8 protein-coding genes and 1 pseudogene are annotated in these 12,141 nt (G+C 45.5%); 3 read left to right on the top strand and 6 right to left on the bottom strand.

Features of this window, described 5'->3' with window-relative positions:
- Positions 1-470: 470 nt before the first annotated feature.
- Together ACFW2W_RS12950 and ACFW2W_RS12945 are read right to left on the bottom strand one after the other, a co-directional pair.
- Positions 471-2,255, bottom strand: a complete 1,785-nt coding sequence (locus ACFW2W_RS12950) for an ABC transporter ATP-binding protein (protein ID WP_378178365.1) — start codon at positions 2,253-2,255, stop codon at positions 471-473.
- 130 nt (positions 2,256-2,385) lie between these two features.
- Complete coding sequence (locus ACFW2W_RS12945; protein WP_378178368.1) at positions 2,386-4,128, bottom strand: ABC transporter ATP-binding protein; 1,743 nt, start codon at positions 4,126-4,128, stop codon at positions 2,386-2,388.
- A 518-nt stretch (positions 4,129-4,646) separates the two neighbouring features.
- On the opposite strand from ACFW2W_RS12945, the pseudogene ACFW2W_RS12940 reads away from it, so the two are divergent.
- The 3 genes and pseudogenes from ACFW2W_RS12940 to ACFW2W_RS12930 all read left to right on the top strand — a co-directional run bounded on the left by ACFW2W_RS12940 (position 4,647) and on the right by ACFW2W_RS12930 (position 7,122).
- Positions 4,647-6,364, top strand: a pseudogene (locus ACFW2W_RS12940) (putative bifunctional diguanylate cyclase/phosphodiesterase).
- Positions 6,306-6,824 (top strand): hypothetical protein, encoded by a 519-nt coding sequence (locus tag ACFW2W_RS12935; RefSeq protein ID WP_378178362.1) that lies wholly within the window; start codon positions 6,306-6,308, stop codon positions 6,822-6,824. The pseudogene ACFW2W_RS12940 and the gene ACFW2W_RS12935 overlap by 59 nt, the downstream one beginning before the upstream one ends.
- Positions 6,825-6,972: 148 nt before the next feature.
- On the top strand, positions 6,973-7,122 hold the full coding sequence (locus ACFW2W_RS12930; RefSeq protein ID WP_378178360.1) for a hypothetical protein: 150 nt from the start codon (positions 6,973-6,975) through the stop codon (positions 7,120-7,122).
- 590 nt (positions 7,123-7,712) lie between these two features.
- Here the strand turns inward: ACFW2W_RS12930 and ACFW2W_RS12925 are convergent.
- From ACFW2W_RS12925 to ACFW2W_RS12910, 4 genes are all read right to left on the bottom strand, one after another.
- Positions 7,713-8,207 (bottom strand): RICIN domain-containing protein, encoded by a 495-nt coding sequence (locus tag ACFW2W_RS12925; RefSeq protein ID WP_378178357.1) that lies wholly within the window; start codon positions 8,205-8,207, stop codon positions 7,713-7,715.
- Positions 8,208-8,753: 546 nt separating this feature from the next.
- Complete coding sequence (locus tag ACFW2W_RS12920) at positions 8,754-9,887, bottom strand: hypothetical protein (RefSeq protein WP_378178354.1); 1,134 nt, start codon at positions 9,885-9,887, stop codon at positions 8,754-8,756.
- Between the two features lie 199 nt (positions 9,888-10,086).
- Complete coding sequence (locus ACFW2W_RS12915; RefSeq protein ID WP_378178351.1) at positions 10,087-10,818, bottom strand: HEAT repeat domain-containing protein; 732 nt, start codon at positions 10,816-10,818, stop codon at positions 10,087-10,089.
- Positions 10,819-10,836: 18 nt separating this feature from the next.
- Positions 10,837-11,346 carry a hypothetical protein gene (locus ACFW2W_RS12910; RefSeq protein ID WP_378178348.1) on the bottom strand — a complete coding sequence of 170 codons (510 nt, stop codon included), beginning with the start codon at positions 11,344-11,346 and terminating at the stop codon, positions 10,837-10,839.
- Positions 11,347-12,141: the final 795 nt, after the last annotated feature.

Below are 12,141 nucleotides of genomic sequence, written 5' to 3'. Positions count from 1 at the left end.
TTCTGACCATTTTTATTAATATGAGTTGACTGACATTCAGGGCATTGCATAATATTGCATCTTAATGAGTGTTTTTTTTGGCGCTCGCACGCTCGCTCGCTTTATCATACCCTAATTCAGCAACGCCTTAAAGCGCAAACAGCAACAGAAAGCTACAGTTAAAGTATAGAATAACAATCTCCACTGAATACAAACCTATTTTTTTCACTGCTGTGCCTTCCATGATGAAAGTACGGCAGCTTTTTACTTTGAGTTTCTAAAAAGTGCGAACTGACTTTTTGGAGCGCTTCGCTATCGCCCATCCCTAATCAACTCAGGCAAGTATAGAGAAGAGCGATCGCTCAATTGTCTAATATAGCAATCCTATTTGATTTGCGAACCTCTGTAGAGACGCGATTAATCGCGTCTCTACTCGCTATCGCACTTATTTTAACCTTTTAACCAGTAGAGGACAGCATCCTTGCGCCACTCTATTGGGTAGAATTTGCCCCCAGTTGAAGAGCATAGAGGTTGGCATAGATACCTTGTTGGGCGATGAGTGCTGCGTGAGTGCCTCGTTCTACAATTTGTCCCTGCTGAATCACTAACACTTGATCGGCTTGCGTCACTGTGCTGAGGCGGTGGGCAATCACAAAGCTGGTACGATTTTGGAGTAGACGAGCGATCGCATCCTGCACCAGCGCTTCTGTGCGAGTATCAATACTACTGGTAGCTTCATCCAGAATCAAAATTCGGGGGTTGATTAATACAGCACGCGCAATACTTACCAGCTGTCGTTGTCCTTGGCTGAGAGGCGCACCCCGTTCTCCCAATTGAGTCGCGTATCCTTGCGGTAATGAAATGATAAATTCATGCACGTTGGCTAATTGTGCTGCTGCTTCAATATCGGCTTGCGTTGCGTGGGGACAGCCGAAAGCAATATTTTCCGCAACTGTACCGCTGAACAAAATATTGTCTTGCAAAACAATACCAATTTGACGGCGCAAACTTGCCTGCGTCACTCTCCGCACATCAATCCCATCAACTTTAACTGCGCCGCCAGACACATCGTAGAAGCGCAGAATTAAGTTAATAATCGTACTTTTACCCGCTCCGGTTGGTCCTACCAATGCAATCATCTGTCCCGGTTGAGCGTGCAAATTCACCCCTTTGAGTACCAATTGAGTAGGGGTATAGCCAAATGTCACCTCTTCAAACCGCACCTCACCTTGAATAGGCCGCATCTCAGTAGCATTAGGTGCGTCGTTAAGTTGCGAAGGTTCATCTAACAGCAGAAAGATCCGCTCCAAACCTGCCATCGCCGATTGAGCTTGCGTATAAAACTGGCTGAGAATTTGGATAGGGCGAAAGAACTGCTGAACGTACAGTAAAAAGGAAGTCACAACCCCCACGGTTGCGGCTCCTGTCACCGCCAGATAGCCTCCATACGCCAGCACTGCGGCGGTGGCTAATGTGTTGAGAAAATCAATCGACGGCAAAAATGCGGCGGTAATTGCCACTGCTTGGACGTTGGCATCACGATTGGCTGCGTTTACAACATCAAACTCTTCAATATTGAGTTGGATGCGATTGAATGCTTGTGCTTCCCGGACACTGCTGATACCTTCTTCTAGCTTGGCGGAAAGATCGCCGATTGTCTGTCGCGTGACGCGAAATCTCGCTCTTGCCCAGCGAGAAAACAAGCCAGTCGTGAAAATCATCAGTGGCACAGCTAAATTGCTCAGCAAGCCAAGTTTCAGATCGATCGAGAGCATCGCAATAATAATGCCAACTAAGCTGAATGTGTTGCCCAACATTTGAGCAATCGTCTGTCCAAATGCTTGATTAACTGTATTGACATCATTCAGCAAGCGGCTCATCAAATCACCCGCTTCGCTGCGATCGAAAAAGCTGATCGGAAGGCTTTGGATTTTGATAAAAATATCTTGCCGCAGTTGAGCCAGTACGCGCTGCACGATCGAACCAACCCGCACAATCTGTCCCCGAATAGCCCAAACACCGAGGATGTAGATTAGTCCCAGTACGCCCAACATCAATAGCAATCCCCGCAGATTTCCCCGTGCAATCAGATTGTCAATAGACCAACCAATCAAGAAGGGACCGATGGATTGCGTTGCAGCACCAAGCGCCACTAAGGTTAAGGCAATTGGAATTTCTTTACGATAGGGTCGGAGATACTGCAAAAAGCGCCGCAAAGTTGAGAGTTGCTGACTCGCTTTTTGATCTGATGCGACAACGGGAGCCAAACTTCTCATTGCTACTCCTTGCAACTAACTTCTTAACGATACACTTCGTCAACCTTTCTGTTCTTTTAACAAACTTTTCTGCCCCTCAAGGCGATCGCGCAAGCCTCTTTAATTGGCTTGACGCCATTACCTAAATTGCTCAACTTTCAATCGTTCGCTGCACCTGCGACTCCAAAATTGCACCGTAAAGTGGACTATTTTGCATCAACTGTTCATGGGTTCCTTGCGCTACCAATCGTCCTTTATCCATCAACAAAATGCGATCGGCATTCCGCACGGTACTAATGCGTTGGGCGATCGCAAAGGTCGTGCAAGCCTTTTGGCGCATCAGGTTATCGAGTTCCTCCTGAATCTGAGCGGCAGTTCTGGCATCTACGGCAGAGGTGCTGTCATCTAGGATGAGAATGCTGTAATCTGTCAGCAATGTGCGGGCGATCGCTATCCGTTGCTTTTGTCCGCCAGATAAACCTACACCCCTTTCCCCGACAATCGTTTCGTAACCATCGGGCAAGCTGGTAATAAAGTCGTGCATTTGCGTGGCTTTTGCGACTTCAATCACTTGCTCTAAGGTGGCATCAGGTTTGGCATAAGCAATATTCTCGCGGATGGTGCCAGAGAATAGCGTGGTTTCCTGAAATACGATGCCAATATGCGATCGCAAACTTGTCAGGGTGAAGTCTCGCACATCTCGTCCATCAATCCGAACTGACCCCGCCGTGACATCATAGAAGCGCGGAATCAGGTTGATAATTGTGCTTTTCCCAGAACCTGTCATCCCCAGAATGGCGATCAGTTCTTTGGGTTTAGTTTCAAAGGAAATGCTTTTAAGCGCTTCTGTAGAGGCTCCTGGATAGCGGAAAGAGACATTTTCAAAGGTAATTCTACCGCCGCAGGTTTTAAAGGGGATAGCATCAGGGCGATCGCTAATTTCAATCTTGGCATCCACCACTTCATAGACTCGTTCGGCAGATGCTGCTGCTTGCGCGATCGCGGGAGCCGCAAATCCTATCAATAAAACAGGTTGAAGAATTAACAGCAAGTAAGAGTTAAACGCCACCAATTCCCCAATTGAAAACCGATTTTCAATGACCTCTGCACCCCCATAGCCGATGACAACTACCGTCACCAAGTTACTTAGCAAAAAGATGAACGGAAAAGTGTTGCGGATGGCGCGAATGGTCTTCATGTTTGTCTCGATCAAAGCATCATTCAGCGTCGTGTAACGCTTTTTTTCTGCTGATTCTCGGACAAACGCTTTCACCACTCGCACACCCAACAAGTTCTCTTGCAATACAGTATTAAGATTGCCTAGTTGCTCCTGAACCTGCCCGAACAACTGGCTATTTTTGCTAAAAAACTGCGCCAACAACCAGCCTGAGATTGGCACGACTGTTAGCGTAATCAGCGCTAGTTGCCAGTTCATTAACAGCAAGATTGTAGCGATGCTTACAAGTGTTAGGACACCACCGATCACCTGCATCAGGCTTGTACTCAGGAACGTGCGGATTTGTTCAATATCGCTAGTGACGCGAGTCAGTAGTTGAGAAGTCTGGGATTGATCGTGGTAGCTGAAACTGAGGTTTTGAATCTTACTGAAAATCTTGTTCCGCAAATCGTAGGCAACACCCTGAGAGGCTGATTCTGCCCAAAAGCTTTGTCCAAAGTTAAATAACCCGCGCGCGATCGCCGCAACGACCATCCATCCAGCGCTGTAGAATACAATTTGGAGGTTTTGTCGGGCAATACCTCCATCAATTCCCCAGCGAAATAGTTGAGGAGTGACGGCATAAGCAGCCGTTAAGAGCAACGAGCTGAGCAACGCCCCCAGCGAGATCCCACGGTAGGCGCTTAAACTTCCCAGCACGCGCTGAAGTGGCTGCATTGATGACTTGTTCTGGAGTTCTGATTGCTGAACCAATAGAATTCACCCTTCTGTATTTAGAAAAGCCTCTCTCCTTATAAGAGAAAGGTCATGCACTGTACTGCACCCAACTGAGAACCGCTATATATGCGATCGCGCGTTGCGTAGAAAAAGTCAGTTCGCCAGCTTTTCTGGTCGTCACACGCTCAAAACATTATACTGAGTGACTTAAACTCTAGCGATCGCTTTCACTTTCCCCAATTTGTCGGAGATAAAAACTTTATGTATTCTTAATTTATGCACAAATCAGTGATTGTACGGTGAACACTTGGGATTTCAAAAATGTACGGTGGAGTGAGATGTATCAAAAATATCAAAATGTAGTTTACGTAACCAGCTCTATTAGAAGAGCATAAATCTAACCTTGTATCGGTTGATTTAAAGGAAAAATAAATCTCTGTAGCTCCCGAATTCCAGATATTATTCTGCCAGAATACCTAGTAAGTAATTTATTAACTTTCAACCCTTGTTCAGCATCTATGAAACTCAATCGCAAACTTACCCTGTATTCCTTCCTAGCTCAGTTCGGATGGCTTCAGAAAAGTTATACCGCCAAAATTATGTTGGTGGCATTTTTAGGCACTCACGTACCACTTTTAACCTTACTGCTCACTTTCGTTATCTCAAACTCTTATTCCTGGGAAATGACAGTGCGAGTGATGGTTATTGCTCTGTTGGCTACCTTAGCGGGTACAGCAGCCACTATCTATGCACTACACCACCTCCTCTCCTCGCCCCAGTCATTTTGACATCTGCTGCATTGCAAGACTATTTGAATACCAAAAAATTACCCGAACTGCCCACACAATTTGCCGATGAAGCAGGCACATTAATGGCAGATACCTCGCAAACTCTTCATAAATTAGATGAATTAATTCATTACATCAGCAACTACGATGAACTGACTGGATTACCCAATCGAGATTTATTCCGCGATCGCTTGCATCAGACAGTATCCCAATCTCAAAACGACCAGCAGCTGGTAGCGTTGCTTTTACTGGGTATCGACGATTTCACTGACATGAGTCATACATTGAATCGGGAAACATTAAATTTGCTGTTAAGAGCAGCTGCCCAGCGTTTGACAACCTGTATGAGTCAAACAGATATTCTGGCTCATGTGAGTGGAGATGAATTTGCGATCGCTCTGACGGAAATTCCCTCCTTTGAGAGCGCGATCAAGCTATCCCAGTTGGTAGTAAGTATGCTGGCAAAACCCTTCTTTTTAGAGGGTAACTCGATTCGGATTACAGCCAGTATTGGTATCGCAATTAATGACCTAGAAGATCGCAATGGTGTGGATAAACTGTTGCAACAGGCTCGTCTGGCGCTATATCAGGCGAAGCAACAAGGACGTAGCCAATATCAGTTCTATTCGCCAGAAATTAATGCTCAGTTGCAAGAACGACTAGCGTTAGAAAATGAATTACATGGAGCGGTTAATCGCAACGAAATGGTGGTTTATTACCAACCCTTGATTGATTTGCACAGCAGACAAATCACGGCAATGGAAGCACTTGTTCGCTGGCAACATCCCACCCAAGGTTTGGTTTCTCCAGCCAAGTTTATTCCCATTGCAGAAGCCAATGGTTCGATCGTGCAAATTGGGGAATGGGTTTTACGAACTGCCTGCGCCCAAACTCGTGCTTGGCACCTTGCCGGACTCCCTCCAATTCGTATATCGGTGAATCTGTCAGCTCGACAGTTTGAACAACCGAATCTAGTCGAAGTCGTCAGCCAAATCCTTGAGGAAACCGGACTAACAGCATCTTACCTGGAACTGGAAGTGACTGAAAGCTTGCTGATGGGGGACGTTCAGCGATCTGTTAAAACCCTAGAACAATTACGATCGCTGGGCATATTGCTGGCTTTAGATGACTTCGGCACCGGCTATTCCTCTCTGAACTATTTAAAGCGCTTTCCTGTTAATATGCTCAAGATCGATCGGTCATTTGTGCAGGATGTGACATCCAATCCTGATAGCGCCGCCGTGACCAATGCTATTATTGCCCTCGCAAAGAGCCTGCGGTTGAACATTACAGCAGAGGGCATAGAAACCCAAGAACAGCTTGAATACCTGCAAAGACGGGGCTGTGAAGAAGGTCAGGGGTTCTACTTTAGCCGTCCTGTTCCTGCTGATGCGATCGCCCCAATGCTCAAAGAAAGTTCTCAGCAGATGGAAGCGATCGCAATCTAGAGAACAGTATATACGCACTCAGTATCCGGCAGAAGTAAAAGCATACCGCCAGAACAAAAACCGTGTGTCGATTGCATTAGTCGTGTTGATTGATGCAGATACGGGTGGGTTACACGAACGATTCAATCAGTTAGCTCAAGCCCTCAGTGAAGATAGCCAAAAAAATCGTCAATCAGATGAAGCGATCGCAATATTTGTCCCTAAACGCAATATGGAAACCTGGATACACTACTTGCAGGGAGAACCTGTGTACGAAGAAGATACCTATTCAAAATTTCTGAAAAATGAGGCTTTTTGCCAGCCCTATATTGAGATCCTAGCAGATCAATGCCGTTCTCAAAACTTACCAGAAAATGCACCAGAATCACTTCAGACAGCTTGTGGAGAATTACAGGAACTATTACCACTTTTGGAGCATGGTTTTTGGAATTGGGCAATCAGCGTTGGGACAAGCAGTTAGAGAAAGACATTGAAGAGTGGCTTTTTAGAAGATTTAGCCAAAATCAGCGATCGCTGATTTTGAGGCAGGTCGCTATCGGGCAATTTGATGCACTAGGTTTTACCTACTTTTGAGAACTACCGATCTATACGACACGAAAAATTGAGTTATGCAGTATAGCTGGGAAATTACTGATTCCAGCGTTGCCCACAGTTCGATCGCGGCGCTGGTATGTAGACACCTAACGAAGATCGCATTCTCTGAAGAGGTTGGGCTGATGTTAAGAAACTCAACCTACAGATTAGCGATCGCATCGTAGTGCAATCAATGATTCAAGCATTGTAACAATTCAGGCTTCAACAGTCAGCATTGCGCTTTACAACATAACCGATAGCGTAAGCCTCCGTTCCGTTATAAGCCGTTAGTCCACCTACTTTGAACCCTGCCCCGTTCCAAACGTTATGACTCCGGTTGCTTTATAAATTGCTCAGGGGCTGAGCTAACCTCCGTGCATTCCAACCCAAAGAGGAGTAGAAAACTGATTCCGCCTATTCTTATAGGAAGGTTCGGCGCTCTAGAAAATAATTCGCTTGAACCCGTTGAATTCTCTTATTGGCATCAGTTTGACAGGAGCGAGTTCTATCATCATTTATGAATTCTGGATTGTTAGATTGGGACGTGTCCTCCTCGTGTTTAAGCTGGATTAGAAATTGGGAGAAGAAACTGAAAATAGATTGAGTAGTCAGTGATAGTGATTTCATGGCTTTTTCGGTTTGTCAAGTTGTGGTGATTGAATTGTTTATGAATCGGAAAGAGTTTGGGCGGGCAGTCTAAACCCAAGATTTAGATGTTCAAAGTATTACCCGCCGCTTCTTGGCACATCCGAGTGGAGTGTGAAGGGAACCCTTATTAATCAATTCGTCTGCTTGCCGGAACAAGTCGCCACAGTTGACATGCTCCACCTGCATAATCAGAACCAGGGTTTAAGCTGATTTTGGTTGAGCAGTAAGCAGCATCCAGGTATTGACCACCCTGCTTTAATTGGAGTCGGTTCCATCCATCCCCAGCGGGAACGAATCGCCACAGTTGACATGCTCCACCTGCATAATCAGAACCAGGGTTTAAGCTAATTTTGGTTGAGCAGTAAGCAGCATCCAGGTATTGACCACCCTGCTTTAATTGGAGTCGGTTCCATCCACCCCCAGCGGGAACGAATCGCCACAGTTGACATGCACCACCCGCATAGTCAGAACCAGGGTTTAAGCCGATTGTGGTCGAGCAATGATCAGCATCCAAATACTGACCACCCTGCTTTAGTTGGAGTCGATAATATTGTTCTTGTGTTCTGCTTTGGGCGATGAGAAACTGCCCAACAGGTTTAGTCTTAACAGCGGAGGCTGACAATGAAGGTGTGCGGACACTCGGCGATGTGGCAGATACGTTTGAAACAGAACCAGCAGCACTGATCGAAGTCGCTATGGCAACTAGCAGATCTCTTCGACGTAAATAAAGCATAGTTGTGATATCCAAAAATAGGTATACATTGATCTAGAAGCGTCAGATTAGCAGCTAATTAATCGTTAATTGCTCATCTAAATTAGGCTTTCATTTCCTGCTTCATGTCCACTATGGTTACTGATCAGAACTCGATATGATAACTGGGAAAGTTCTGGAAGTGGCAATCAAGAAATCAGACAAAGTTGGGTCAAAAATTGCTTTTGAAGCAAAAAGTTTGGAAAAGTCAGGTAAGTTACCCAATTGCTTCATCCAGAGGACTTACGCAAAACACAACGAAAGTAGCGGTAATTCATGAATTACCGCTACGGAATAATCAGCTTCTCAACCACATCTTGCGTACGTAAGTCCTGATCCATTGAAGAGGTTGGGCTGATGTTAGGAAACCCAACCCATCAAATTCGCGATCGCCTCCACCATAAGCCTTCCTCTTTCTTACAGGTGCGATATGCCTTGCTCGACTAGCTGCATACCCAATCCAGAGAGCGCTTCTTGCAATCCTCCATTGCTCAGAGTTGTTGCTGCTGCCTCAAATTGAGTGCCAATAATAACCAGTTCAAGCGGGTTAAACCCTTCTATTACACCATCACGGGGACGCGGTCTTGGGAATGGACTTTTGTGCGGTGGGGTACCGCAGTAATCGTCAAAAAAAATCTGCAATCGCCGATTGGCAATTTCTCTCATACGGGCTTGTGCGTCTTCTGGTAACGTGTCTGCAATGTCTTGCAGATTAGTAATGCTATTGATCATTTCTTGTGCCAGAACGGTCGTATAGGCAAGGCGGGGCGGTAGGGGCTGAGGATTAAGAGCAACTTGATTCAAAAGATTTGAAACACTGGTTACCCACGGCTCTGGACTTGGACCAAACTGCCAACGAATTTGATTGAATGTTCTACGAATGACTGAGTCCCAGGGACTAGGGGGCAGCGGATCGCCTTCTGGATTTGGGTAGCCGCCGATGAATGAGTTGAGGATTGAAACCAAGGCTGTGCGAGGAATCGCTATCGTGTCGTTCATTGTTTTCTCCATAGGTAAAGGTAGTGGCAAAGATTCTTGAGTCAGCTCGAGCTGGGCGAAGGAGATGATCGCATCGTCCTGATAATGCATCGATATTCGACCACCAAACAAGCCGTCAATGCTGAATAAGATTCCAAGGATGGCAGTCGAAGTGTTGCTAGACACCCTGTCGAGCAACTCAACCGTGATGGTAGCAGGCTCATCAAGGGGTAGGGACTGGAACTCGTCTGGAGCACCCCCGTATCCCAGCGTGTCTATCCAAAAGCCGTCGGTAGTGACTCCTCGTATCCCTCCTGGTTCTTTATCTTTTGGTGTTAGAGTTAAAGTGAGAAGCGCAGATGTCAACGGTTGCAAAGGTGAAAAAAGCGCAAAATCCGGATGTTCATTAAAATAGAAAGTCCAACTCGTCTCCTCATCTGAGCCATCACCCGTTATCTCGTCTGGTGCCAGATGATTGCGGAGGATCAGAAAATCTCCGTTTACTACGCTTTCACCTACGGCAGTCGGGGGAGTGAGGCTTCCGGAGGCGGTAGCAGAAATCGTTATGGTCATTGTTAATTCTCCTTCGTCGAGTTAATCGGCGAAATGTGTTGTCATGCGATCGCTGAAATGATAGAAGTCGTTAAGGTTGTGAGTGGAATTTAACGTGCTTACCTTTATAGGAAGGTTCGGCGTTCTAGAAAATAATTCTCTTGAACACGTTGAATTCTCTTATTGGCATCAGTTTGATAAGAGCGGACTCTATCATCATTTATGGATTAGGTGAATTGTGCGGTTTGCGAAGTGCTGGTTCTCCTCCGTCCATAAGAGCGATTGAATCCTCAGCTTCCTCACCCACAGACCACCACCCTGCGACAATTGTGTTATCGGTCTGCGCCAATACTTGCAGTTTAGGCAATGCCTCCTTTATCTTTACTGCACCCGCAGCAAAACATCCCCAAAATCTAATTTCAGCTTCAGAACTATTCAACGCTTGAATAATTACACTCACTGCTCGCTGATATAAATTTGTTGATAACTTCTGCGATAGCTGATTGCCAAGTCCCTCTAATGCTTGTGATCTAACAGAAGGAGACTCAGCATTGTTAGCCGCTATGTAGGTTAGCGTCCTAATCACTTCATGATTTTCTGTGCAATTTGACAAAAAAGAGAGGGCATACACTGCGCTATTTCGCTGCACTGGATTAGAACTAGTAGCAAGAATAAACAATAAGGAGTTTAGATGTTTCTCAATAGCAATGAGGCTCAGGGAAGTTGCTGCCTGCATCCATAATTCACTACGTTGACCAGACAAAATGCTGATAAGAGCATCAGCATCTTGATCGTTACCTACTCTTCCGACTAACCAACAAGCTGTCTGTGCTTTTTCAACATCAAGAGTATCAATCCAATTACCGCTGCGAGAAGCAAATCCTAAGCTTTCAAGGATCTCGATCTCACCTGCCGCTTCTGGAAATTGATTCTTGACTTCTTTAAGATTCATAACGATCAATCCCAACAACTAAGCCTGTAAAACTTCAAACAAAGCCCAAATTTTAACGAAGGCATGAGGATTGTTACACCATACCTCTGGTAATAGCTTTTGGGCAGTTTTAGCATCTTCAAGGTTGAGTAGCCCATATTGATTGACCCTTTGAGCAATAGGAGCGAGCACGCCTTCCCATCGACCACAATTGAGCAAGGATGAAGTCCATGTTTCATCCGACAAATCGTATCCAAGGTGCTTGAGCCTGGAATGGATTGAGGGAATCTCCTGCGCCAGAGCGTCTGTGAAGAGTTGATGGTATTGTTTGTTAGAAATAGGTGAAGGCAGCAACCCGTCGTTCCATACCTCTTGCAATGCTTCTTCCAGAGATTGAAACTCCCAATATCCTGACCCATCAACGTGAGGATTACACCATGAATCAATAGTACGAACTTCTGTCAGATGGAGAAGGCCAAGAAAGTTGATATAACCTGCCCATTCAGGCTCGCCCGCATATCGAATAATTCTTGTGCTGAGGCACCACATTGATTTTGTCCTTTTATTACCATTCTTCCTGCCGTCATTATCGGCCAAGTCTGTGGCGATCGCCTAGACGTGCTTACCTTTATAGGAAGGTTCGGCGTTCTAGAAAATAATTCTCTTGAACATGTTGAATTCTCTTATTTACATCAGCTTGACAGGAGTGGACTCTATCATCATTTATGGATTCCGTCTTCTTGAATTGGGACGTGTCCTCTTTTTGCTGAAGCTCGACTAAGAAATGAGATATGAAGCTAAAAATGGATTGAGTAGTCAGTGGTAATGATTTCATGGTTTTTTCAATCCGTTAAAGTTGTGGTGATTGGATTGTTCATGCATCGGAAAGAGTTTGGGTGGGCAGTCTGAACCCAAAATTCAGAGGTGCAAAGCATACCCACCCTTCTTTGCGAATCCGAGTGGAGTGTAAAGGGAATCCTGATTAATCGCTTTCTTGGTATGTAGACACCCAAGGGAGATCGAATTGTCTGAAGAAGTTGGGCTGATGTTAGGAAACCCAACCTCCCAGATAAGCGATCGCCTCCACCATAAGCCTTCCTCTTTCTTACAGTTGCGATATGCCTTGCTCGACTAGCTTCGTACCCAATCCAGAGAGCGGTTCTTGCAATCCTCCGTTGACCAGAGTTGTTGCTGCTACCTCAAGTTGAGTTCCGATGATATCCCTCTTCTGTCACTTTCCGAATATAATGAATAAAGAAATTGAAAAATAAAACTCTACACAGTAGGTAGGGCAATGGATGTAGAATTACAAGTTTTCAAACATTTAGCTAGAGATGCCCATCC

The organism is Coleofasciculus sp. H7-2 (genome assembly GCF_042747725.1).
Taxonomy (GTDB): Bacteria; Cyanobacteriota; Cyanobacteriia; order Cyanobacteriales; family FACHB-T130; genus FACHB-T130.
Note: the sequence above shows the minus strand (reverse complement) of the source record. Positions and strands in the feature narration are given on the sequence as shown.